The 24,560-nt window shown below is 61.7% G+C and carries 22 protein-coding genes; 14 read left to right on the top strand and 8 right to left on the bottom strand.

Annotated features, from left to right (window positions below; all coding sequences use genetic code 11):
* Window positions 1-128 precede the first annotated feature (128 nt).
* Window positions 129-1,655 carry a sugar ABC transporter ATP-binding protein gene (locus C4N04_RS09160; RefSeq protein ID WP_038691393.1) on the bottom strand — a complete coding sequence of 509 codons (1,527 nt, stop codon included), beginning with the start codon at window positions 1,653-1,655 and terminating at the stop codon, window positions 129-131.
* On the opposite strand from C4N04_RS09160, the gene C4N04_RS31805 reads away from it, so the two are divergent.
* Both C4N04_RS31805 and C4N04_RS09150 read left to right on the top strand, forming a co-directional pair.
* A complete protein-coding gene (locus C4N04_RS31805) occupies window positions 1,603-1,842 on the top strand; it encodes a hypothetical protein (RefSeq protein WP_164519013.1) in 240 nt (79 codons plus the stop codon). The two genes, C4N04_RS09160 and C4N04_RS31805, sit on opposite strands and share 53 nt — an antisense overlap.
* A gap of 82 nt (window positions 1,843-1,924) precedes the next feature.
* Entirely contained in the window at window positions 1,925-2,956 is a 1,032-nt protein-coding gene (locus C4N04_RS09150; protein WP_038691397.1) for a LacI family DNA-binding transcriptional regulator, read from the top strand.
* Between the two features lie 51 nt (window positions 2,957-3,007).
* Here the strand turns inward: C4N04_RS09150 and xylA are convergent, their stop codons facing one another.
* From xylA to C4N04_RS09120, 5 genes are all read right to left on the bottom strand, one after another.
* A complete protein-coding gene (gene xylA, locus C4N04_RS09145) occupies window positions 3,008-4,318 on the bottom strand; it encodes a xylose isomerase (RefSeq protein ID WP_086156377.1) in 1,311 nt (436 codons plus the stop codon).
* 173 nt (window positions 4,319-4,491) lie between these two features.
* Window positions 4,492-5,946, bottom strand: a complete 1,455-nt coding sequence (gene xylB / locus C4N04_RS09135; RefSeq protein ID WP_106795906.1) for a xylulokinase — start codon at window positions 5,944-5,946, stop codon at window positions 4,492-4,494.
* A gap of 19 nt (window positions 5,947-5,965) precedes the next feature.
* The gene (locus tag C4N04_RS09130; protein WP_106795905.1) at window positions 5,966-6,991 is read right to left on the bottom strand and encodes a LacI family DNA-binding transcriptional regulator; all 1,026 of its coding nucleotides are present in this window, start codon (window positions 6,989-6,991) and stop codon (window positions 5,966-5,968) included.
* A 205-nt stretch (window positions 6,992-7,196) separates the two neighbouring features.
* Window positions 7,197-8,798 carry a DHA2 family efflux MFS transporter permease subunit gene (locus C4N04_RS09125; RefSeq protein ID WP_039622322.1) on the bottom strand — a complete coding sequence of 534 codons (1,602 nt, stop codon included), beginning with the start codon at window positions 8,796-8,798 and terminating at the stop codon, window positions 7,197-7,199.
* A 26-nt stretch (window positions 8,799-8,824) separates the two neighbouring features.
* Window positions 8,825-10,033, bottom strand: coding sequence for an HlyD family secretion protein (locus C4N04_RS09120; protein WP_106796004.1), 1,209 nt, complete (start codon window positions 10,031-10,033; stop codon window positions 8,825-8,827).
* Between the two features lie 150 nt (window positions 10,034-10,183).
* On the opposite strand from C4N04_RS09120, the gene C4N04_RS09115 reads away from it, so the two are divergent.
* The 5 genes from C4N04_RS09115 to lysS all read left to right on the top strand — a co-directional run bounded on the left by C4N04_RS09115 (window position 10,184) and on the right by lysS (window position 16,011).
* Window positions 10,184-10,864, top strand: coding sequence for a TetR/AcrR family transcriptional regulator (locus tag C4N04_RS09115; protein WP_106795904.1), 681 nt, complete (start codon window positions 10,184-10,186; stop codon window positions 10,862-10,864).
* 108 nt (window positions 10,865-10,972) lie between these two features.
* Complete coding sequence (locus C4N04_RS09110; protein ID WP_106795903.1) at window positions 10,973-11,812, top strand: AraC family transcriptional regulator; 840 nt, start codon at window positions 10,973-10,975, stop codon at window positions 11,810-11,812.
* A gap of 219 nt (window positions 11,813-12,031) precedes the next feature.
* Window positions 12,032-12,781, top strand: coding sequence for a TerC family protein (locus C4N04_RS09105; protein ID WP_039622327.1), 750 nt, complete (start codon window positions 12,032-12,034; stop codon window positions 12,779-12,781).
* Between the two features lie 244 nt (window positions 12,782-13,025).
* A complete protein-coding gene (gene gltX / locus C4N04_RS09100) occupies window positions 13,026-14,492 on the top strand; it encodes a glutamate--tRNA ligase (RefSeq protein ID WP_106795902.1) in 1,467 nt (488 codons plus the stop codon).
* A 22-nt stretch (window positions 14,493-14,514) separates the two neighbouring features.
* Entirely contained in the window at window positions 14,515-16,011 is a 1,497-nt protein-coding gene (gene lysS, locus C4N04_RS09095; RefSeq protein WP_096763723.1) for a lysine--tRNA ligase, read from the top strand.
* Between the two features lie 66 nt (window positions 16,012-16,077).
* Here the strand turns inward: lysS and C4N04_RS09090 are convergent, their stop codons facing one another.
* Window positions 16,078-16,824 carry a hypothetical protein gene (locus C4N04_RS09090; RefSeq protein WP_106795901.1) on the bottom strand — a complete coding sequence of 249 codons (747 nt, stop codon included), beginning with the start codon at window positions 16,822-16,824 and terminating at the stop codon, window positions 16,078-16,080.
* A 179-nt stretch (window positions 16,825-17,003) separates the two neighbouring features.
* Here C4N04_RS09090 and C4N04_RS09085 point away from each other — a divergent pair, with 179 nt between their 5' ends.
* The 7 genes from C4N04_RS09085 to C4N04_RS09055 all read left to right on the top strand — a co-directional run bounded on the left by C4N04_RS09085 (window position 17,004) and on the right by C4N04_RS09055 (window position 23,972).
* Window positions 17,004-17,912, top strand: coding sequence for a LysR family transcriptional regulator (locus tag C4N04_RS09085; RefSeq protein ID WP_038691418.1), 909 nt, complete (start codon window positions 17,004-17,006; stop codon window positions 17,910-17,912).
* A 120-nt stretch (window positions 17,913-18,032) separates the two neighbouring features.
* Entirely contained in the window at window positions 18,033-19,193 is a 1,161-nt protein-coding gene (locus C4N04_RS09080) for an ABC transporter substrate-binding protein (RefSeq protein WP_106795900.1), read from the top strand.
* Window positions 19,194-19,423: 230 nt separating this feature from the next.
* Entirely contained in the window at window positions 19,424-20,410 is a 987-nt protein-coding gene (locus tag C4N04_RS09075) for an ABC transporter ATP-binding protein (protein WP_106795899.1), read from the top strand.
* Window positions 20,407-21,369 (top strand): ABC transporter permease, encoded by a 963-nt coding sequence (locus tag C4N04_RS09070; RefSeq protein ID WP_106795898.1) that lies wholly within the window; start codon window positions 20,407-20,409, stop codon window positions 21,367-21,369. The genes C4N04_RS09075 and C4N04_RS09070 overlap by 4 nt, the downstream gene beginning before the upstream one ends.
* Window positions 21,359-22,171, top strand: coding sequence for an ABC transporter permease (locus tag C4N04_RS09065; RefSeq protein WP_039622341.1), 813 nt, complete (start codon window positions 21,359-21,361; stop codon window positions 22,169-22,171). Before C4N04_RS09070 ends, C4N04_RS09065 begins: the two co-directional genes overlap by 11 nt.
* A 13-nt stretch (window positions 22,172-22,184) precedes the next feature.
* Window positions 22,185-23,612, top strand: a complete 1,428-nt coding sequence (locus C4N04_RS09060) for a gamma-aminobutyraldehyde dehydrogenase (protein ID WP_106795897.1) — start codon at window positions 22,185-22,187, stop codon at window positions 23,610-23,612.
* A gap of 186 nt (window positions 23,613-23,798) precedes the next feature.
* Window positions 23,799-23,972, top strand: coding sequence for a DUF1328 domain-containing protein (locus C4N04_RS09055; protein WP_004678026.1), 174 nt, complete (start codon window positions 23,799-23,801; stop codon window positions 23,970-23,972).
* Window positions 23,973-24,051: 79 nt separating this feature from the next.
* Here the strand turns inward: C4N04_RS09055 and C4N04_RS09050 are convergent, their stop codons facing one another.
* The gene (locus C4N04_RS09050) at window positions 24,052-24,495 is read right to left on the bottom strand and encodes a DoxX family protein (protein ID WP_106795896.1); all 444 of its coding nucleotides are present in this window, start codon (window positions 24,493-24,495) and stop codon (window positions 24,052-24,054) included.
* Between the last annotated feature and the right edge of the window lie 65 nt (window positions 24,496-24,560).

Raw genomic sequence — 24,560 nt, 5'->3', positions numbered from 1 at the left:
CAACCTCCCGTCCCAGACTGCCTGGGCATTTATCTATTGTCCGCGTCGGCAAAGTCCCGCCCGCTCTCAGCTCTTTATTCTCTGCTGTCGTCTTCCGAACCCGCGGCATGCTGTTGGGCGACATGCATTTAGGCCGCCGCCTTCTTCTTGAGCCCGGCGGCGTAGCGCATAATCTCCTGCTCGGAAATCTCGTCTCCCTCGAGCACGCCGACGATATGTCCCTCGCGCATCACCACCACCCGGGTGCAGAGTCCGATGACCTCGGGCATTTCCGAGGAAACGACGATGATCGATCGGCCGTCGCGGGCGAGCGCCGAGATGAAATGATAGATCTGCTGCTTGGTGCCGACGTCGATGCCGCGGGTCGGCTCGTCGATGATGATGATGTCAGGCTCGGTCTCCATGACCTTCGCCAAGAGCAGCTTCTGCTGGTTCCCGCCGGACATGCGGCCGGCAATGATATTGCCGTCGCGAACCCTGATGTCGAAGCGGCGCTTGGCCGTCGCCAGCGCAGCCGCTTCACTGCCGGGGCTGAGATAACCGTGGCGAGAATGCCTTCCGAGCGATTGCAGCGTTAGATTGGTCATCATGCCGGAGCGCAGCAGCAAGCCCTTCGACTTGCGGTCCTTGGTCATGTAGGCAAGCCCGCAGCGGTTGGCCGCATGCACATCACCGGAGGGAACGTTTTGCCCCTTGATGACCACTTCCCCCTCAAGGCGGGTTCGCAGGCCGGCGATCGCCTCCATCAATTCGGTGCGGCCGGAGCCGATCATCCCGGAAAAGCCGATAATCTCGCCCTTGCGCACCTCAAAGCTCGCATCCCTGACATAACCAGTCGACACCGAGGAGACGCTCAAGACGATTTCCTCGTCGACATCCGGCTCGACTTTGGCGGGATAGAGGCTGGAAAGCTCGCGGCCGACCATCAGCTGCGCAATCGATTCCCCGTCGAGGATTGATGTCGGTGACGTCTTGACCCACTGGCCGTCGCGCAGCACCGTCACCCGATCGGTCAATTCCATCACTTCGTCGAGCTTGTGGGAGACGAAGACGAAGCTGGTGCCCTGGTCGCGCAGCTTGCGGACCTGCTTGAAGAGCATATTCGTCTCTTCCCGCGACAGCACGGCCGTCGGTTCGTCCATGAACACGACACGCGCGTCGCGGCTGATTGCCTTGGCGATCTCGACCATCTGCTTGTCGGCGATGGAAAGCGTGCTGATCAGCGCATTTTCGTCGACATGCGAGCCGAGCACATCGAGGACCTTGCGCGTTTCCGACCGCATGTATTTGCGGTCGAGCACGCCGAAACGCGTCACCTCACGCCCGAGAAAGAGGCTCTCCGTCACGGTCAGGTGTTCGGCAAGATTGAATTCCTGGTGGATGATGACAATGCCGAGCGCCTCCGCCGCGCCATTGGGCGGCAGCACGACAGGCTTGCCGTCGAGCAGGATTTCACCGGAACTCGGCTGCTCGAAGCCCGACAACACCTTGACAAGGGTGGACTTGCCGGCACCGTTCTCACCCATGAGGGCATGGATCTCGCCGGCGCGGAGATCGAAGTTCACGCTGAACAGGACCTGCACGCCGCTGAAAGATTTGCATATGCGCCTGGCGGACAGCACCACGGGTGCGGTGTCGGCGATTTCCACGGTCATCATGCCTCCCCCAGAGCGCTTTGCAATTGGCAATGCACCGGCAACGCTCCATCACTTTGAACTAGCGCAGATTCCGTTTCTGAAAACAGCTTTCGCTTTTCCGGCGTTTGCGCTGGCGGCTCCCGTCCGCTTTGAACCTTATGTAAACCTTTACATCATCCATGTAAAGGTTTACATCGTGGATTAGCACAGATCCGTTGAAGCCTGCCTTTGACCTCTCGACAAGTCTGTGTAGTGTCGCGGCGAAGACAGCCCCAAGGCAGAGCTCAGTGTCGAATTCCACACCCGCAACAATCGAAGACGTCGCCCGGATCGCCGAAGTCTCCATCGCAACGGTTTCGCGGGCGATCCACACGCCGGAGAAGGTCGCCAACTCCACACGGCTCAAGGTCAACCAGGCAATCGCCGTCACCGGCTACACCACCAATGCCATGGCGCGCAGCCTGAGGCTCGGTCGCTCCAATATGATCCTCGTGGTGGCGCCCGACATCGGCGACCCCAATTTCTCCAATATCCTCGTCGGCCTGGAGAACGAGGCGCGGGCGCACGGTTACGGCGTCCTGATCGGCCACACGCAGAACGACGCCCAGCGCGGCCTGGAGTATCTGAAATTCTTCAACTCCAACCAGGCGGCCGGGCTGATCCTTTTCACCGGCATCCTGCCCTTCGGCCATCAGACCATGACCGCGCGGCTGCCGCCGAGCGTCGGCGTTTTCGAACCCGTCTTCAACGGCGGCATTCCCTATGTCGGCGTCGACGATACCGAAGGCGCGCGAAAGGCGGTGGATCTGCTGCTGGCCGAAGGCCATCGCAAGATCGCCTTCATCGGCGATTCGCGCACCCGGCTTGCCTATGTCAGGCGCCGCATGGGTTACGATGCCGGCCTCGACGCCGCCGGCGTCCCGCCGGATCTCAGGATCGTGCTGGAAGGCGACGGCACGATCGAAAGCGGCCGGCATGCCGTCGAACAGCTCTTCATGCGCGACACGCTCCCGACCGCCTTCATGTGCGTGAACGATCAGACGGCAATCGGCGTGATGATCGGGCTCGGCGCGCGAGGCTACGACATTCCGCGCGATTTCTCGGTGACCGGTTTCGACGACGTGCCGCAGGCCGTCTTCATATCCCCGTCGCTGACGACGATCCGCCAGCCGCGAACGGCGATCGGCAAACAGGCGATGGCGCTGCTGTTGGAGCTCTTGTCCGATGGTCGGCCGGCCGAGACGGAAATCCTGCTGCGGCCGGATCTGGTGGTTCGAAACTCCGTCTCCGCGCCGTCGCGCAATTGGTTGAAACGCTGACGCCAACCGAAAAAGGTAGCGCCGGCGACCGATGGCCGCCGGCGTCTGCCATCAGACGTAACGGTTGACGACGTTTTCGAGCAGTTCCTGCTTGCCGGATCTCGGCTGCGGGTTGACGTCCTTGGTCTCGACCCAGTTGGTGATCTCATCCAGCGAGTATTCGCCGCGGAAGAGCTTCTGCGCCTCGGCCGTTTCCCAGCCGGCATAACGATCGGCGAGCGGCTGCGACAGGGCCTTGTCCTCGATCATCTTGGCGGCGGCCTTCAGGCCGCGGGCGCAGCAATCCATGCCGCCGATATGGCCGATCAAAAGGTCCGCAGGATCGAGCGACTGGCGGCGCAGCTTGGCGTCGAAGTTGGTGCCGCCGGTCTTGAAGCCGCCGCCGGCCAGAACGTGGTAATAGGCAAGCGCCATTTCCGGAACATTGTTCGGGAACTGGTCGGTGTCCCAGCCGGACTGGTAGTCGTTGCGGTTCATGTCGATCGAGCCGAAGATACCGAGCGCATTGGCGAGCGCCAGCTCATGTTCGAAAGAGTGGCCGGCGAGGATCGCATGCCCCTGCTCGATATTGACCTTCACCTCGTTTTCAAGGCCGTGCTTCTTGAGGAAGCCGTAAACGGTCGCGACGTCATAGTCATACTGGTGCTTGGTCGGCTCCTGCGGCTTCGGCTCGATCAGGATCGTGCCCTTGAAGCCGATCTTGTGCTTGTACTCGACGACGAGGTTGAGGAAGCGGCCGAGCTGGTCGAGCTCGCGCTTGAGATCGGTATTGAGCAGCGTCTCATAACCTTCGCGGCCGCCCCAGAGCACGTAGTTCTCGCCGCCGAGCTTCTGCGTGGCGTCGATGCAGGTCTTGACCGTCGCGGCTGCGAAAGCAAAGACATCGGGATCCGGGTTGGTCGCCGCACCCGACATATAGCGCCGGTTGGAGAACAGGTTGGCCGTACCCCAGAGCAGCTTGGTGCCGGTCGCAGCCTGCTTCTCGGCGAAATAATCGACGATCTCGTTGAGGTTTCTGGTGTTTTCGGCAAAATTCTTGCCTTCAGGGCGCACGTCGGCGTCGTGGAAGCAGTAATAGGGCGCGCCGAGCAGCGAGAAGAATTCAAACGCGACGTCGGCCTTGAGCTTGGCAGCCTTCATCGTGTCTTCGAACCAGGGGCGCAGGAAGGTCTGGCCGCCGAAGGGATCGCCGCCCGGCCAGGTGAAGGTGTGCCAATAGGCCACCGCAAAACGCAGATGGTCTTCCATGCGTTTGCCGAGAACGATCTCGTCCGGCTGGTAATAGCGGAAGGCCAGCGGATTGGTGCTGTCGGGGCCTTCATATTTGATCTTCTGGATATCGCCGAAAAATCCGGTGCTCATGTCAGGTCTCCTTGGGTTCTCGTAGTTCAGTTTGATCGTTCGTGCCGTTCAGCCCCCTCATCCGACCCTTCGGGCCACCTTTGCCAGGGGCGACCCGCGGGTCTCGCCCCGTCATTCGGACCCCCCAGGGGAGAAGGTGCCGGCAGGCGGATGAGGGGCCGCTGGCTCCAGTTTCAATGCGCCAGCGACTTGATCGCCGGATAGAGTGCACGGTAGCGCGTGTAGGCATCCTCGTAAGCGCCGCTCAGCGAAGCCACCGGCTCGATCGTGTCTGATGTCACCGGCGGCGTGCAGACAGCAATCGGATCGGCACCCGTTGCCGCGATCAGGCCGAGGCGGGCGGCACCGAAGGCCGCGCCGAAATCGCCGTCGGCGGGCAGATCAACCGGAACACCGAGCGCAGTGGCGATCGACGCCAGCCAGTAGCGCGAGCGTGAACCGCCGCCGATCGCCGTGACGCGGGAGATGCCGGTGCCGGCCGACCGCAGCGCTTCGAGATTGTCGCGGATGGCGAAGGCGACACCTTCGAGCACGGCCTGGGTCAGCACGGCGCGGCTGCTTTCATGTTCCAGCCTGATGAAGGCGCCGCGGATGACCGCATCATTGTGCGGCGTACGCTCGCCGGAGAGATAGGGCAGGAAGGTGACGCCGGTCGGCGCCTTCAGCGTCTCGCCGAGTTCGCCGGTGAGATCGGCGGCCGACTTGCCGGTCACGCCGGAATGCCAGTTGAGCGCATCGGTCGCCGACAGGATGACGCCCATCTGGTGCCAGGTATTCGGCAGCGCGTGGCAGAAAGCATGCACGGCGCTTTCCGGCTTCGGCAGATAGGAGCCGTTGGCGGCAAAAAGCACGCCCGACGTGCCGAGTGAGACGAAGGCCGCACCATCGCTGACCGTGCCCATGCCGCAGGCAGAAGCGGCGTTGTCGCCGGCGCCGCCGGCAACGACGACATCCCCTGATATGCCCCATTGCGCCGCAAGTTCCGCCCGCAGCTTGCCGGCCTGTGCAGTGCCTTCGACGAGCGTCGGCATCTGCTCCTCGGAAAGATCGGTGGCGGCGAGCAGATCGGACGACCAGGCGCGCTTGCCGGTGTCGAGCCAGGAGGTGCCGGCCGAATCCGACATTTCGGAAATATATTCGCCGGTCAGCCAAAGACGCAGATAGTCCTTCGGCAGCAACACCTTGGCCACCTTTGCGAAAACGTCAGGCTCGTGCTTCCTGACCCAGGCGAGTTTAGGCGCGGTGAAGCCGGGGAAGACGATATTGCCGGTGAGTGCGCGGAAACGCGGATCGGCGTCGAGCGCCGCGGCCTCGACATGACTGCGCGTATCGTTCCAGAGGATGCAGGGGCGCAGCACCTTGTCGGCGGCGTCGATCAGTGTCGCGCCGTGCATCTGGCCGGAAAGGCCGATACCCCTCACCGCGGCAAGCTCTTTCGGATGTTTCGCCTTGAGACCGGCGAGGGCCTCTTGCGTGGCGCGCACCCAATGGGCCGGCTCCTGTTCCGACCAGCCGGAATGCGGGCGCGAAACGTCGAGCGAACCGTTGGCCGAGCCGACGATCGTCTGATCGCCGTCGATCAGCATCGCCTTGACGCCGGAGGTTCCGAGATCGAAACCGAGATACATCTGGTATTCTCCTTTGCCGTTACGGCAGATTGTCTTTCAGGAATATGTCGAGACGGATGCGCTCCTGCGCGTCGATGACTGGGAGCCCGTCCGCCTTGGCTTTCAGCACGCGGATCGCACTGCGCACTTCATGGCCGGCGTCCTGATTGAGGATAGCATCGATCGTATTATCGATGAGCGCCGCCCGCGTATGCACGGTCAGTTCATGGGCGATGACGGTCAGCGTCCGATCGACAGCCTTCTCCTTCAGCGCCCGGATGAGGCCGCGATTGCCGGCGCCGAGACTATAGACGCCGACAATACCGGCGTTCCGGGAGAGCGCGTCGGCAACGAGCATATGGGCGATCTCCGGATCGTCACGGCCTTCGAGCACCGGCAGGATCGCCAGATCGGGAAATTCCTCGGCCATGACTGCAGTGAAGCCCTCCAGCCGCTCGCGATGGTCGCGCACCAGCATGGATCCGGCGAGCACGGCGATCTCGCCCTTTCGCGGCCCGAGAAAGCGGCCGAGCAGACGCGCCGCTGTGCGGCCGGCCGCGATATTGTCGACGCCGGCATAATGGTGGCGCAGCGAGCCCGTGAGGTCGGACACCAGGGTGACGATGGGAAAGCCCGCATGCACCAGCTTGTCGACGGTGGCGCACACCTCAGGTGCATCGGTGGCGACCATGGCAATGCCGCAAGGCTTTTCCCGAGAGAGCTCTTCGAGCATAGCGACGAGAGCAGCCGGATCGAAGGCCGGCACCTCGATGGTGCGAATATCAGTGCGTTCGGCAGCCGAACGGAGGATCGCTTGCCGGATTTCCCCGTTGAGCCCGTGCATGAAGGAATTGTCGCTGGCCGGCAGGATGAACACCAGCGGATAGGTGCGGCCCTTCGCAAGATTGGCGGCAGCCACGTCCCTGATGTAACCAAGCTGCCGAATCGCGGTCTCGACCTTTTCGCGCGTCACATGGCGCACACCCGGACGCCGGTTGAGCACCCGGTCGACAGTCGCAAGGCTGACCCCGGCGGCGGCAGCGATATCGTGAACTGTTGGCCTCATCATTCCTCCTGATGAGACCATTAACGCCAATTCTGATGTACGTAAATCAAAAAATCGAAGGGGTGACTCGCGCATTGCGTTTCCGCATCGCCGCCGGCCTGGAGCCGGTCAGCAGGTCGATTTTTGGCTGATCGCATAGAGGCTGGAAAACTGCAAACAAAAAGGCCCTCCGGAGAGGGCCTTTTCGAGGAGCGGAGGCCGGAGGTCAGTGGCCGCCGCCACCTCCACCGCCGCCTTGCGGCGCGGGTTTCTTGATCATTGCTACACCGAGGATCATTGCGAGAAAGAGCACGGTCAGGATCAGGAACACGTCACTGAAGGAGAGGATGACCGCCTGTTCGGTGGCAAGGCCGACCATCTGCTTGATCGCGACCGACGCCCCGTCCATGCCATAGCTGTTGAAATTGGCAGTCATATTGTTCATCTGGTCGATCGCCGCCGGGTTGCCCCAGTCCATATTCTCCCGCAGCCGCTCATAGTGCACGTCCTGCCGGTTGGTGAGCACGGTATTGATGACGGCAAGGCCGACGGCTCCCCCAAGGTTTCTCGTCAGATTGAACAGGCCGGACGCACCGCGAATGCGCGAGGGCGGCATCGTGCCGAGCGCGATGTTGTTGATCGGCACCATGCACATCATCAGTCCGAAACCGCGCAGGATCTGCGGAATGAAAAGCTCGTAGAAATCCCAGTCCGCGGTCAGGTGCATCATGATATAGGTGCCGGCGGCGAAGCTGACGAAACCGATCACCATCATCAGGCGCAGGTCCATCTTGGTCGACAACCGGCCGGCGATCGGCGCGGTGAAGAACATTGCCAGGCCGGAAACGAACATCGTCTCGCCGATCATCAAAGAGTCATAGCCGCGGATGCGGCCGAGATAGACCGGGTAGATATAGGTGAGGCCATAGAGGCCGATGCCCATGACGAAGGAAAATACCGATCCGAAGGAGAAATTTCGGTTGGCGAAAGCCTTGAGGTCGACGACCGGAAAATCCACTGTGAAGGCGCGATAGAAGAATACGATGGCTGCGGCGCCGGAGGCAACCGCGGCAATGGCAATGGCACTGTCGTTGAACCAGTCGTTGGAATTGCCCTCTTCGAGCACATATTCCAGGGCGCCGAGGAAGACGCCCATCGAAACCAGCCCCCACCAGTCGAACTTTTTGAAGAGCGACAGTTCCGGCTTGTCGAAATCGATGAAGTTCCAGGTGACGATCGTGACGACGATGCCTGGAATGATATTGACGAGGAACAGCCAATGCCAGGAGAAGGCGTGGCTGAGATAGCCGCCGACGGTCGGGCCGATGGTCGGTGCAAGTGTTGCGATCAGGCCGATGATCGGCGAGACGATGCTGCGCTTCGAAGGCGGGAAGATCGTAAAGGCGGCCGCGAAAACCGAGGGGATCATGCCGCCGCCAATGAAGCCCTGAATGGCGCGATAGACGATCATCTGGTCGATATTCGTCGCCGTTGCCGCAAGAGCGCTCGCCATGGTGAAGCCCGCGGCTGAAATCGCGAAGAGATAACGTGTCGAGATGATGCGCGCCAGCGTACCCGAGAGCGGGATCATGATCACTTCGGCGATCAGATAGGATGTCTGGACCCAGCCGATCTCATCGCTACCGGCCGAAAGGCCGGCCTGGATCTCAGCAAGCGAAGCCGAGACGATCTGGATGTCGAGGATCGACATGAACATGCCGAGCACCATCGCGAAGAAGGCGATGAGTTTCCTCGGATCCATGCGGTCCTCGGCGTGAGCAGGCGCTGCCGGGATCGAACCCGCTGTCGCTGTCGCACTTGCGGCCATGGGACCACCTCCGCCTTTTATAAGGCTTACTTGCTGGGCGCCGTGCGGGTATCGACGTCGACCACGACGCTGAGGCCCGCGCGTAGCCGCCCGCTGTCGAGCGCATCCTGCGGCAGCGCGATGCGCACCGGCACACGCTGGATCACCTTGGTAAAATTGCCCGTCGCATTTTCCGGCGGCAGCAGCGAAAAGACCGAGCCGGACGCCGGCGAAATCGATTCAACGGTGCCGACGATGGGATGGTCGTCATAGGCATCGACATGGACGTTGACCTTCGAGCCCGGGACGAGATGCTGGATCTGCGTTTCCTTGAAATTGGCGTCGATATAAAGCTGGCGCACCGGAACGAGCGCCATCAGGCGCTGGCCGGGCGAGACGAGATCGCCTTCCTGCACGGACCGGTTACCGACGATGCCATCATAAGGCGCCTTGAGCACGGTGAAGGAGAGATCACGGGCGGCTTTGTCCCGGGAAATTTCCAGCGAACGGACCGAACCCTCCGCCTCCTTGCGCTGGGCCTGAAGGATGGTGATGTTGGCCTGCGCCGCGGCAATATTGGCGTCACCGGCAGCAAGATTGGCCTTGGCTTGGTCGAGCGCGATATTGGCATTGTCGAGATCGGCAGCAGTGCCGACCGACTTTGCCTGAAGCTCGCTCTGGCGCTTCTGGGTTATTTCGGCACCGCGAACGGCCGCTTCGAGTGCCACCTTCTGCGCCTGCGCTTGAGCGAGGCTCGCATCGGCGCCTTCGATCTGCGCATCGATACGCTGCAACGAAAGCTTTTCGGTGGCGATCTGGGCCTGGGCCTGATCGAGCGCGTTCTGGTAGTCGCCATTGTCGAGCGTGGCGAGCACGTCGCCTGCTTTGACTTCCTGGTTGGCGACAACGTTCACCTTCGCGACGTAGCCCGTGACCTTCGGCGAAATCGTTGCGATATCGCCCTCGATATAGGCGTCGTCCGTCGACACCATGAAGCGGCCGTTCGTCCACCATTCGTAACCATACCAGGCACCGCCTGCGACAATGGCGAGCACGACAATCGGCAGCACTGGGCTGCGGCGCTTCTTGGCAGCCGCGGGTGCTGCGACCGAAGCCGGCGCCGACTGCGCGGGAGCAGGCGGCGCCTCGCGTGCCTCAGCCGTCGGAGCTTCCGCGACGGCGGCGACCTTTGCCTCTTCGGCTTCGGCGTTTTCGCTGACGATACGCGCGACGCTGCTTTTTGAATTGCTCGACATGGCCATTACCGATCTTGGTGCAATTGATCGAACTGAACGGTTCGGTTCAGTTGACATAAACCTGTTTTGTCGTCATATCAAGATGCATAGAACCCATCGGTTCGATTTCTTTTAAGGGAAAGGCGAAACCGTAAACACGGTTAAGGAGACATGACGCTGAAATCCGACAATGCCGCCGTATTCAGTCCTCCCGCTGCCGGAGGCCGGTTTGCCGCAGGCGAAGATCCGGCCAAGCGCCAGCAGATCCTCGACGGCGCCAAGCGCGTCTTCATGAAAATGGGCTTCGATGCCGCCAGCATGAATGATGTGACGCGTGAGGCCGGAGTTTCCAAGGGAACGCTCTACGTCTACTTCACCAACAAGGAAGAACTGTTTTCGGCGATGGTCGAAACCGAGCGCGCCGCCTTCGTAGCCGCTGTGCGCACGGCGCTTGCCGAACACGACGACCCCGAATCCGGGCTGTATGAATTCGGGATAAGCTTCGTCACCCATATGACCGACGAGAAGGTCATCACCGCCATGCGCACCGTTCTCGGCGTTCGAGAGCGCATGCCTGCGCTCTGTCAACGCTTCTTCAAGGGGCCGGTCAATCTGCGCACCATAATGCGCGATTTTCTCGAACGCCACATTGCCGCGGGCACACTTGAGATCGATGATATCGATCTCGCCGCCGGCCAATTTCTCGATCTTGCCAGCGGCAGTTTCTTCAAGCTGCGCCTGTTCGGCAGCATGGAAGAACCGCCGAGCCGCGAAGAAATCGACCGCGTCATCCGCGGTGCGATCAAGGTCTTCATGGCGGCCTATGGCGCCCGCCGGCCCGCCACCGTCTGACGTCCTTTCTTGACGGCCGCCCTCCATCGGCCAAAACTCCGCAACAACGATCAAACCCGGCCGGCAGCTTTTTTCTAAGAAGGAAGCCGCAACCAGGAGAGATAAGGGATGAGCGCCATCGCACGGGCGATCTGGTTCATAGAGAGCCATTTCGAAAGCGATATATCGCTGGAAGAGATATCGGAAGCAGCCGGATTGTCGCGCTACCATCTGTCGCGGGTCTTCGGGCTGGTCACCGGCCACTCGATCAGCGGCTACATCAGGGGGCGGCGCCTCAGCCGCGCCGTGCCCGACTTGGTCAGCGGCTCATCCACCATCCTCGAGGTTGCGCTTTGCGCGGGCTACGGCTCCCACGAAGCTTTCACCCGTGCCTTTCGTGACCAGTTCGGCATGACGCCGGATGCGGTGCGCAGACAGGGGCACACCCGTAACCTCGTCTTACTGGAGCCGATCAGAATGGACCCCGCCCACCTCAGCGACCTCGAAGCGCCCCGCTTCGAAACCCTTCAACCACTGCTTCTTGCCGGCTTGGAGGAAACCTATCCCTATGGCGGCAATGCGGCCATCCCCTCTCTCTGGCAGAAGTTCAATGGCCATTTCGGCCATATATCAGGCCAGAAGGGCAACGTCGCTTACGGCATCTGCACACATATCGACGGCGAAGCGGAAAAATTCCGCTATATGGCCGCGGTCGAGATCTCCGATGCCGGCGATCTGCCCGCCGATTTTACCACGCTCAAGCTTCCCGGCCAGCGCTACGTCGTCTTCACCCATCGCGGTCATGTCTCCGGCATTTCCGCGACGATGAACCGGATTTTCGGCACATGGTGGCCGACCTCCGGCCTGGAGCACGGCGAGACGCCGGACATGTTCGAACGCTACGACGAGCGCTTCGACCCCTATACCGGCACGGGCGTCACCGAAATCTGGTTGCCGATCAGAACATGATGCCGAAAAGTGTGAGCGGTTTTCGGACGAAAGCATGCTCTAACTCTTTAAATTAGAACGGGATTCAAATTTAAGGCCGACCCGGCCTTAAATCATCCCGTTAGAGGGAATAAAAGTCACATCGATTTCGTATATCCCCTTGCGGCGCTTGCGCGGCCAGCCGCCGACACTACATTGCGGGGCGTCATCGCTCATGTGACGCAAAGGGGAAATACGCTGATGCAGGAAATTATGACGCTCATTCAGGATCCGGCCGCCTGGGTGGCGCTCATCACGCTGGTGGTGATGGAAGTCGTTCTCGGCATCGACAATCTGATCTTCATTTCCATCCTCACCAATAAGCTGCCGCCCGAGCATCGGGAGAAGGCACGCAAGATCGGCATCGGTCTCGCCCTCATCATGCGCCTGGCGCTGCTGGGCACCGTCGCCTGGATCGTGCAACTGACCGAACCGCTTTTCGAGGCCTTCGGACACGGCTTCTCCTGGAAGGACCTGATCCTGATCGCCGGCGGCCTGTTCCTCGTCTGGAAAGCCACCAAGGAAATTCACCACAGCGTCGATCCGATCGATCATGAGGAGGATTTCATCGCCACCTCGGCCACCACAGGCTTTGCATCGGCCATCGGCCAGATCCTGCTGCTCGACCTGGTCTTCTCCGTCGACAGCATCATCACCGCCGTCGGCATGACACCGCATCTGCCGATCATGGTGATCGCCGTCATTGCCGCCGTCACCGTGATGCTGGTCGCGGCAACTCCGCTCGCCAACTTCATCGAGAGGAATCCGACGATCGTCATGCTGGCGCTCGCCTTCCTGCTGATGATCGGCACGACGCTGATCGCCGAAGGCATGGGCTTCCACGTGCCCAAGGGTTACGTCTACGTCGCCATGGCCTTCTCGGCGCTGGTCGAGGTGCTGAACATGTTCGCGCGCAACGCCCGCAAGCGGAAACGCGAAGGCGCTCACTGAGAATGGGATTGGGAGGGCGCGTCGCAATCGCCGCGCCCTCCCTCGCCGTCATCGGGCCTGTGCGGGCGCGGTTTTTCTTGACGCGCCGAATTGAATATGGCCTAAGGCCAGCCGAACGGACGATCGGCGGATAGTGCGGGCGCATGCCCTTTTTCCGGCCGGTTTGCCGAAGATATCTGCATCCTTCCGGCCGAACGTCGCTTTCCCGCGAAAACCGTCCGGCATTCATTGACGGGCACACACAATGACAGTTTCCGGCACAGCTACCGGCGTTCGCGTCCGCATCGCTCCCTCGCCGACCGGCGAGCCGCATGTCGGCACCGCTTACATCGCTCTCTTCAACTACCTTTTCGCCAAGAAGCACGGCGGCGAGTTCATCCTGCGCATCGAGGATACCGATGCGACGCGCTCGACCCCTGAATTCGAGACGAAGGTGCTGGACGCGCTGAAATGGTGCGGGCTGGAATGGAAGGAAGGCCCCGATATCGGCGGCCCCTATGGCCCCTATCGCCAGTCCGACCGCAAGCCGATGTACCAGCCGTACGCGCAGGAGCTCCTCGACAAGGGCCACGCCTTCCGCTGTTTCTGCACGACCGCGCGGCTGGAGCAGATGCGCGAAGCGCAGCGCGCCGCCGGCAAGCCGCCGAAATATGATGGTCTCTGCCTCAGCCTGACGGCGGAGGAAGTGACGTCGCGCACCGCCGCCGGCGAAGCCTCGGTCATCCGCATGAAAATCCCGGCCGAAGGCTCCTGCGATTTCACCGACGGCGTCTATGGCGATGTCTCCATCCCCTGGGATTCCGTCGACATGCAGGTGCTGATCAAGGCCGACGGCATGCCGACCTATCACATGGCCAACGTCATCGACGACCATCTGATGCAGATCACCCATGTGGCCCGCGGTGAGGAATGGCTGGCTTCGGTGCCGAAGCACATCCTGCTCTATCGCTATTTCGGCTGGGACCAGCCGGTCTTCATGCATCTGTCGCTGATGCGCAATGCCGACAAGTCGAAGCTGTCGAAGCGCAAGAACCCGACCTCGATCTCCTATTATTCCGCGCTCGGCTATATCCCCGAAGCGCTGATGAACTTCCTCGGCCTGTTCTTCATCCAGATCGCCGAAGGCGAGGAACTGTTGACGATGGATGAGCTGTCGGAAAAGTTCGATCCCGACAACCTCTCCAAGGCCGGCGCCATCTTCGATATCCAGAAGCTCGACTGGCTGAACGGCCGCTGGATTCGCGAAAAGCTCTCCGAAGAGGAGTTCCAGGCGCGCGTGCTGACCTGGGCAATGGAAAACGATCGCCTGAAGGAAGGTCTGCGCCTGTCGCAGACACGCATTTCCAAGCTCGGCGAACTGCCCGATCTCGCCGGCTTCCTGCTGAAATCAGATCTCGGCCTGCAGCCGTCAGACTTCGCCAAGATCAAATCGCCGCCGGAAGAGATTCTCGAGATCCTCAACACCGTTCAGCCGGATCTCGAAAAGATTCTGGAATGGAATGTCGAGACGATCGAGGCGGAACTGCGCGCCATCTCCGACCGCATGGGCAAGAAGCTGAAGGTCGTGGTCTCCCCGCTCTTCGTCGCCGTCTCCGGTTCGTCGCGCTCGCTGCCGCTCTTCGATTCCATGGCGATCCTCGGCCGCTCGGTCGTGCGCCAGCGCCTGAAGCTCGCCGCGCAGGCGGTCGCCGCCCTCGTCGGCTCGAAGTAAGAACAGTCAGAGGATTTCGACAGTGGCTGACAACAAGACCGAAAACACTCTTTCCTCCGACGCGACCGAAGTGCGCGCCCAGAAGCTGAAGCTGCTGCGCGAACAGATCGGCGACGTCTATCCGGCGCATTTCCACCGGACGATGACCAATGCCGAGCTGACTGCGAAATACGAGAACCTAGAGCCGGATGTCGAGACGCAGGATGTGGTCACCGTCGCCGGCCGCGTCTATTCCTCGCGCAATTCCGGCATGTTCATGGATATCCATGACGCCTCCGGCAAGATCCAGATCTTCTCGCACAAGGACGTCACCGGCGAGGAAGCCCGCGCCCTGCTGCCGATGATCGACATCGGTGACATCATCGGCGTCACCGGCGTCGTGCGCCGCACCAAGCGCGGCGAGCTGACGATCAACGCCCAGAAGATCGAAATGCTAACCAAGTCGCTGCTGCCGATGCCGGAAAAGTGGCATGGCCTTTCCGACATCGAGCTGCGTTATCGCAAGCGCCATCTCGACATCATGACCAACGAGGATTCGAAGCTGCGTTTCCAGCAGCGCTCGAAGATCGTCTCCGGCATCCGCCGTTTCATGGAAAATGACGGCTTCATGGAAGTCGAGACGCCGATGCTGCAATCGATCTATGGCGGCGCCACCGCCGAGCCGTTCAAGACGCATCACAACACGCTGAAGCTCGACATGTATCTGCGCATCGCGCCGGAACTGTTCCTGAAGCGCACGCTGGTTTCAGGGTTGACCGACAAGGTCTTCGAGATCAACCGCAACTTCCGCAACGAAGGCGTCTCCACCCGGCACAATCCGGAATTCACCATGATGGAGTGTTACTGGGCCTATGCCGATTACGAGGACATGATGGACCTCGTCGAGCGGCTATTCGAGACCCTGGCGCTCTCCATTCACGGCACGACGGAATTCGACTTCGGCGACAAGCGGTTGTCCTTCAAGGGACCGTTCAAGCGCGTGCCGATGCCCGCTGCCGTCAAGGAAGCGACCGGCATCGATTTCCTGGCGATCAAGACCGACGAGGAAGCGCGCGCCGCCGCCAAGGCTGCCGGCTTCGCGGTCGAAAAGGATTGGACCTGGGGCGAATGCCTTGCCTTCATTTTCGAGGAAAAGGTCGAAGCCACGCTGATCCAGCCGTCGCATGTCATCCATTTCCCGAAGGACATCTCGCCCTTCGCCAAGGAAGTGCCGGGCGAGCCGCGCCTGGTCGAGCGCTTCGAAACCTATTGCAACGCCTGGGAACTCGGCAACGCCTTCTCGGAACTCAACGATCCCGAAGAGCAGCGCCGCCGCATGGTTGAGCAGCTCGAACAGGCGCATGCCCGCGGCGAAAAGGAAAAGCAGCTGGATGAGGAATTCCTCGATGCGATCGACCAGGGCATGCCGCCGGCCGGCGGCCTCGGCATCGGCGTCGACCGCCTCATCATGCTGCTGACCAATGCACCGTCGATCCGCGACGTCATCCTCTTCCCGGCCCGCCGCAGCAAGGCCGACTGACCCTCAGAAACACGGAAAAATAAAGCGGAGTGCCGGCTGGAGCTCCGCTTTTTTCATGCCGCCGGTTCAGTGTGTCTTGGGGGCATCCGCCGGCGGTTCTTCTGCCGGCGCTTCGGCTGGGGCGTCGGCACCGTGGCCGCCTTCGGCGGCAGGCGCCGCTTCGGTTTCGGCCGCTGGCGCTACGCCATGCCCGCCGCCTTCGGCCTTCTTCGCCTTCTCTCCGCCCTTGGTGGAGGCAACGGCAACCGGATCGACGCAATCCTCCGGATCCTTGAAGGAAGCGCTGATCATGGCAATCTCGTCGGCCGGCATGTCGATGCGCTCGCCGAAGAACAGCCCATTTTCGCTGGCCTTGCCGTCGTAGTAGCGCGCCGTATAGGGTTTGTCGTCGAGGCCCGGAACGGTCTTGTCGGGATGCGGGATATAGACGACGTCGGCGCCGATTGCCCGGCCGCGAATATCGGCGCGCAGCGTCGGGCCGTTCTCGTCGAGCACCACCACCTGTACCAGATCCGGTTTCTGCGCGGCATAAACGGCCTGGGCGACACGCAGCGCGGTCCTGACACGCGTCATGCCGTCGGTCGGTTCGGTCTTGATGTATTTCCGCACCCAGACGTGATCCTGCTTCTTGATCGTCACCAGGTTGACGTCGGAGCATTTGAGCCCGGAACCGCCGCCGGCGGCAACACCCATCAGCCTGTCCTTGCCAACATAGACGGCTGCGCCGCCGGAAACGCCCATGAGAAGAGCGACTCCACCGATGATGATTGCCAATTTCCGGGAAGGCCGGAATATGCGCAGTAAGGCCTTCACGCCAACTGCTCCGCCATCTCAAACTCCAACGCAGGACAGGTGCTGGGAATGCTAGAGAAATGACGTTTCCGAAAGTTTAAGTGAGCCTGCCAAGCCTGCCCCATTTTGAAAAAACACCAAAAAAGGTCCGCCTTTTTCAACCGCTTGCCACTGCACATTCCGCCATGCTCTAAACGCTGATGGCCTTCACGCTTCGCCAGATCCAATATTTTGTCGCCGTCGCCGAACAAGGTTCGGTGACACGCGCCGCGCAGAACCTTTCGATCTCGCAATCCTCGGTGACCGAGGCACTGAAGGAGCTCGAAACCGACCTCGGCGTCGAGCTCTTCGAGCGCCATCCGCGCGGCCTAACGATCACCCACAACGGACACCAGTTCCTCCGTCACGCGACGAAGATCCTAGCCTCGGTTTCCGACGCGCGCACCAGCTTCTCCGGCCGGCAGAGCGCCCTTTCCGGCACTTTGAACATCGGCGTCACCTCGCTGGTCGCCGGCTACGTCCTCTCCGATTTGCTGGCGCGATACCGGCGCGCCTGTCCTGGAGTCGAGGTCAGTGCGATCGAGGACAATGGCGGCTATCTCGAACACCTCCTGGTCGGGGGCGAACTCGATGTCGCGGTCATGGTGATATCGAACCTGCGCGACCGCATGGCGCTGCAGGCGGAAATCCTCGAAACCTCGCCCTATCGCCTATGGCTGCCGATGGGCCATCCGCTGGTCTCGGCCGATATTATCTCGGTCGCCGATATCGCCCGCGAACCGCTGATCATGCTGACAGTCGACGAAATCGAGGAAAATACCGGCAAGCTGCTGTCGGCCCTTGGCGCCCGCCCGCATGTCGCCTTCCGCACCCGCTCGGTGGAGGCGGTGCGCAGCCTGGTCGCAACGGGCGCAGGCGTGGCGTTGCTTCCCGATCTCGTCTACCGCCCATGGTCGCTGGAAGGCGACCGCATCGAGAGCCGCGACGTCTCCGGTTCGTTGCCGGTCGTGCAGGTTGGCATGGTCTGGCGCAAGGGCTCCAGCCTGCCGCAGGCGGCACGGGATTTCGTTGGTATTGCCGAAAGCATGCGCTCCGGCCGCATGCGTTGAAATCGGAATTTCCGATATCGCCTTTCTGATAAATGAATTTGCGAAAGCGGCTTTTTCGGATCACCTTCGTAATCGGGAACGAACGGCCACGAAAAGTGGCACCAAACCGGGAGACGGATGATGACGAATCTCTTGAAATCCTGCACGGCAGCGCTCGCCTGCCTGAGCTTCGCGACACAGGTGGTCGGAGCCGAACCGCTGAAGGCCTTGGGCAAGGGTGAAGGCGCTGTCAGCATCGTCGCGTGGGCCGGCTACATCGAACGCGGCGAAACCGACAAGAATTACGATTGGGTCACCGGCTTCGAAAAGGAGACCGGCTGCAAAGTCTCGGTCAAGACCGCCGCCACCTCCGATGAAATGGTCTCGCTGATGAACGAGGGTGGCTTCGATCTCGTCACTGCATCGGGCGACGCATCGCTCCGCCTTATCGCCGGCAAGCGCGTCCAGCCGATCAACACCGACCTGATTCCGAGCTTCAAGAATGTCGACCAGCGCCTGCAGGACGGCCCGTGGTACACGGTCGGCGGCGTGCATTACGGCGTGCCCTATCTCTGGGGCCCGAATGTGCTGATGTACAATACCGATGCCTTCAAGGACAAGGCGCCGACCAGCTGGAACGTCGTCTACGAGGAGCAGACCCTGCCGGATGGCAAATCGAACAAGGGCCGCGTCCAGGCCTATGACGGCGCGATCTATATTGCCGATGCCGCCATGTATCTGATGGCCCACAAGCCGGATCTCGGCATCAAGGACCCCTACGAGCTGACCGAAGATCAGTACAAGGCCGCTCTCGACCTGCTGCGCGGCCAGCGCAAACTGGTCTCGCGCTATTGGCACGACGCCATGATCCAGATCGACGACTTCAAGAACGAAGGCGTCGTCGCCTCCGGCTCCTGGCCCTTCCAGGTCAACCTTCTGCAGGCAGACAAGCAGAAGATCGCCTCCACCTTCCCCGAAGAAGGCGTCACCGGCTGGGCCGACACGACGATGCTGCACGTCGACAGCGAACATCCGAACTGCGCCTATATGTGGATGGAACACTCGCTGCAGGCCAAGGTCCAGGGTGACGCAGCCGCCTGGTTCGGCGCCGTGCCCTCCGTTCCCGCCGCCTGCAAGGGCAATGAACTCATGGGCGAAACCGGCTGCGCCAACAACGGCTTCGATCACTTCGACAAGATCAAGTTCTGGAAGACCCCGGTCGCTAAATGCACGACGCAGGGTGAATGCGTGCCGTACCACCGCTGGGTCTCGGACTATATCGGCGTGATTGGCGGGCGGTGAGCTAATTCCCCTTCTCCCCAGCGGGGAGAAGATGTCCGAAGGACAGATGAGGGGTGAGCGACGAAGGAGCGAACGACCGAGCCAAGCGAGGTCGTACATGCCTCACCGTCCCCCTCATCCGACCCTTCGGGCCACCTTCTCCTCGCTGGGGAGAAGAGGAAAGCCCAGCACTCCCTCGGCGTTCAGCTCTCCTACCAGGGAGAAGCCAGATGACAATATCCGGAGCTCCAATGACCTCAGCCGTCCGTTTCCAGCAGGTATCGCGCTATTTCGGCCAGGTTTGCGCCGTCGACGACGTCGACCTTGAGATCGCGTCCGGCGAATTCTTCGCCATGCTCGGCCCCTCCGGCTCCGGCAAGACGACGTGCCTGAGATTGATCGCCGGCTTCGAGCAGCCGAGCGCCGGACATATCCAGATCTTCGGCGAAACGGCCGATGGCGTGCCGCCCTATCGCCGCAACGTCAACACCGTGTTCCAGGACTACGCCCTCTTCCCGCATCTGAACATCCTCGACAATGTCGCCTACGGGCTGATGGTCAAGGGCGTCGGCAAGGCGGAACGGCTGAAGGCGGCGAACGATGCGCTCGAGCTCGTCAAGCTGCCGGGCTACGGCGCCCGCAGGCCCGGACAACTGTCCGGCGGCCAGCGGCAGCGCGTGGCGCTCGCCCGCGCGCTCGTCAACAAGCCGAAGGTACTGCTGCTCGACGAGCCGCTCGGCGCCCTCGACCTGAAGCTGCGCGAGCAGATGCAGGAGGAATTGAAGAGCCTGCAGCGCGCGCTCGGCATCACCTTCGTCTTCGTCACGCATGATCAGGGCGAGGCATTGTCCATGGCCGATCGCGTTGCCGTCTTCAACGACGGCAACATCGTCCAGCAAGGCACGCCTCAGGATATTTACCGCCGCCCGAGGACGCGCTTCGTCGCCGATTTCGTCGGCTCCTCGAATGTGATCGCGCCGGATCTGATGGCCGCGCTCGGCGGCCAGAAACGCTGGGCGAGCCTGCGGCCCGAGGCGATCCACCTGGCAGGCGACGGCATCGAGGCCACAGTCGAACATGCGAGCTTCCTCGGCGCCGCCACCCGTCTCGGCGTCGATCTCCGCGGCAGCCGGCTGCATGTGATGCTGCCGGCCGGCGCGCCCGTGCCCGACGTCGGCGCCGGTATCCGCCTTGCCTGGCAGCCTGCCGATATCCACTATATGGACGATGCGGCATGACCGCGCTCACCCTCTCCAGCGCCAAGACATCGATCCTGCCGGGACGCAGCGGGCTCTTCGGCCGTCTTTCGGATGTCTTCTGGCGGCATCCGAAGCTCTTACTCTTCCTGATGCTGACGCCGCCGCTGCTCTGGCTCGGCATCATCTATATCGGCTCGTTGATTGCCCTGCTGCTGCAGAGCTTCTTTTCGATCGACGATTTTTCCGGCCTGGTGAATTACGAATTCACCCTTGCGACCTATGCCCAGCTTCTGAGCCCAACAAATTTCGACATCATCATCCGCACCGTCGTCATGGCCGCGCTGGTCACCATCGCTTCCGCGCTGATTGCCTTCCCGATTGCCTATTACGCGGCGCGTTATGCGCAGGGTAAATGGAAGGCGCTCTTATATCTCGGCGTCATGCTGCCGCTCTGGTCGAGCTATCTCGTCAAGATCTACGCCTGGAAGCTGATCCTCGCCAAGGAAGGCATCCTCACCTGGATCTTCGAGAAACTCTCCCTCTCCTGGCTGCTCGACGGCATCCTTAATCTGCCCGTCGTCGGCGGCAATTCGCTGTCGGTGAGCTACATCGGCACCTTCATCGTCTTCGTCTATATCTGGCTGCCCTATATGATCCTGCCGACGCAGGCGGCCCTCGAGCGTGTCCCCCGCAACCTGATCGAGGCCTCGGCCGATCTCGGCGCAACGCCGCGCCAGACCTTCCGCACCGTGCTCCTGCCGCTCGCGCTCCCCGGCATCGTCGCCGGTTCGATCTTCACCTTCTCGCTGACATTGGGCGATTACATCATCCCGCAGATCATCGGCTCCTCCAGGCTGTTCATCGGCCAGGCCGTCTATGCCCAGCAGGGAACGGCCGGCAACGTGCCGCTCGCCGCCGCCTTCTCCGTCGTGCCGATCGTCATCATGGCACTTTATCTGTCGCTCGCCAAAAAGCTGGGAGCCTTCGATGCGCTCTGATCTCAAGACATCGCCGCTGCCCTTGAAGATCGCCGCCGCCAGCGGACTGCTCTTCCTGCACCTGCCGATCCTGCTGATCTTCGTCTATGCCTTCACGACGGAGGAAAAGAGCTATCAATGGCCGCCGCCCGGCCTGACGCTGCAATGGTTTGCCGTCGCCTGGAATCGGCCGGATGTCTGGTCGGCGCTCGGTCTTTCCGTCCAGGTCGCCGCCATCGCCACCGCGATCGCGCTGGTGCTTGGCACGCTCTGTGCGGCGGCCGTCAGCCAGACGAAGTTCTTCGGCCGCGAGGCGATCTCGCTGCTGGTCATTCTGCCGATTGCGCTTCCCGGCATCATCACCGGCATTGCGCTGCGCTCCGCCTTCAGTCTGTTCGACATCCCGTTTTCGGTCTGGACCATCGTGCTCGGCCACGCCACCTTCTGCGTCGTCGTCGTCTACAACAATGCCGTCGCCCGCTTCCGCCGCACTTCCGGCTCGCTGATCGAGGCCTCGATGGACCTCGGCGCCGACGGCTTCCAGACCTTCCGCCATGTCATCCTGCCCAATATCGGCACCGCCCTTCTGGCCGGCGGCATGCTGGCTTTCGCGCTTTCTTTTGACGAGGTCATCGTCACCACCTTCACCGGCGGCCAGCAATCGACCTTGCCGATCTGGATGCTCGAAGAACTCATCCGCCCGCGCCAGCGCCCGGTCACCAATGTGGTCGCCATGGTCGTGGTGCTCGTCACCTTCCTGCCGATCCTGGCAGCCTATTACCTCACCCGCGACGGCGACCAGATCGCCGGCGGCGGCAAATAACAGGGAGAACGTCATGGATACCCAGATGCTGATCGGTTCCCGCTTCGAAAAGGGCACGGAGACGGAAGAGCACATCCTGAACCCGAAGACGGGCGAGACGGTGATCGACCTTCCCGAGGCCTCGCTGTCCCAGATCGACGCCGCCGTCGATGCCGCCGAGAAAGCCTTCGCAGGCTGGTCGCAGACGACACCGGGCGAGCGCTCCGCCTACCTCCTGAAGATCGCCGACGCCATCGAGAAGGATGCCGCAGGCTTCGCTGCGCTGGAGGCTTTGAACTGCGGCAAGCCGATCAATTCGGTGCTGAACGACGAAATCCCGGCGATCGTCGATTGTTACCGTTTCTTCGCCGGCGCCGTGCGCAATCTGCACGCACCTGCCGCCGGCGAATATCTGCCCGGACATACCTCGATGATCCGCCGCGATCCGATCGGCATTGTCGGCTCGATCGCGCCGTGGAACTATCCTCTGATGATGATGGCCTGGAAGCTGGCGCCGGCCATCGCCGGCGGCAACACCGTCGTCTTCAAGCCATCGGAACAGACGCCGCTGACGTCGCTGAAGATGGCAAAGCTGCTCTCGGAAATTCTCCCCGAGGGTGTCGTCAACGTCATCCTCGGCCGCGGCGAAAGCGTCGGCAACGCGCTGATCAATCATGCCAAGATCGGCATGATCTCGATAACAGGCGATATCGCCACCGGCAAGAAGGTGCTGCAGGCCGCCGCCAAGACGGTCAAGCGCACCCATCTGGAACTCGGCGGCAAGGCCCCGGTCATCGTCTTCGACGATGCCGATATCGATGCCGTCGTGTCAGGCATCCGCACCTTCGGCTATTACAATGCCGGCCAGGACTGCACCGCCGCCTGCCGCATCTATGCCGATGCCAGGGTCTACGACAATTTTGTCGCCGATCTCTCCTCGGCCGTCGCGAGCATTCGCTTCAACCAGGCCGACGATACCGAAAACGAAATCGGCCCGCTGATCTCCAGGCGTCAGCGCGACCGCGTCGAAAGCTTCGTCGCCCGCGCTTCCGAACACAAGCACATGGAGATCACCACCGGCGGCAAAGTCTCCGGCGACAGAGGCTTCTTCTTCACCCCGACCGTCATTGCCGGCGCTCTGCAAGACGACGAGATCGTCCGCCGCGAGGTCTTCGGCCCTGTTGTCTCGGTCACCCGCTTTTCCCAAGCCGACGATGCCGTCGCCTGGGCAAACGACAGCGATTATGGCCTCGCCTCCTCGGTCTGGACCAAGGATATCGGCCGCGGCATGAAGACGGCCGCCCGGCTGCAATATGGTTGCACCTGGATCAACACGCATTTCATGCTGGTCAACGAGATGCCGCATGGCGGCGTCAAACAGTCGGGCTACGGCAAGGACATGTCGGTCTATGCACTGGAGGACTACACCGCCGTTCGCCACGTGATGATCAATCACGGCTGACAGCGGAAGGCAGGGAGGCTCGGGGGCGGCCTGGCTGTGAACGCTGCGCAATAGCCGGCCGCCGCGCAAACACATTGTCCGGCAACATCGAGACTCCGCCAGCATCATCCGGCCGATCGCCTGGCGACGATCTGGAACAATTTCCCGGCTGCCGCGTCTTCTCATGCAAAAGCAAAGGATTACGCCATGCTGAAATGGGCTCTGATATTTTTCGTGATTTCGATCATCGCCGGCTTCTTCGGTTTCTCCGGCGTTTCCGCAGCCACTGCGACCATCGCCCGCGTGCTGTTCGGCATCGCCCTGGTGATCTTCCTGATCTTCCTCGTCCTTGCACTGATGGCTGGGCAGGCAGTTCTGTAAGCGCTTGCGGCCCGGCATTTGGCAAGCCGCCCCCTGAAGCCACGCCGGCCTTTCTATCGCAGCGGGCATGATCCCGCCCCTATATCATCGCCCTTAGCCAGCGGGGCATACGCTCCGTCCCCTTTTTCAGCAGATGACCGATCGATATCGATCCCGCGCCCGCAGCCACCAGGACGAACATGCCGCCGGCAATCGCCAGATCCTTCTCGAAATGCAGGAGTTCGTTCTGGCTCGCCAAGTCGGTGTGGAAGAGAAAGGCGGTTGCCAGACAAAAGAGCGCCAGCGCCAAGGCGCCGAGCCGGCTGAGGAAACCGGTCGCGATGCAAAGGCCGGCGCCGATCTGAAGGACGATGGTGGCAAAGGCAATCGGCGCCGAAAGACCCAGTTTTTCGAAGGTTTCCACCGTCGCGGCGAGATTGGCCGCAAGCGAAAATCCCTCGTGCAGGAAGATCAGCGACAGCAGAAGCCGGCCCAGAAGAAGAATGAGATCGGCCGGCCAATGCCGGCTTGAGGCACTTTCCATCTTACCCTCCGGTCGAAGAGCGGCGATCGGCCAGCCGCTCTTTCCTCGTGGCCCAGCCGGTTCTC

It is taken from the genome of Rhizobium sp. H4, from assembly GCF_003013335.1.
GTDB lineage: Bacteria > Pseudomonadota > Alphaproteobacteria > Rhizobiales > Rhizobiaceae > Rhizobium > Rhizobium sophoriradicis.
The sequence above is the reverse complement of the archived record's forward strand: the minus strand, read 5'-3'. Positions and strand labels throughout refer to the sequence as shown.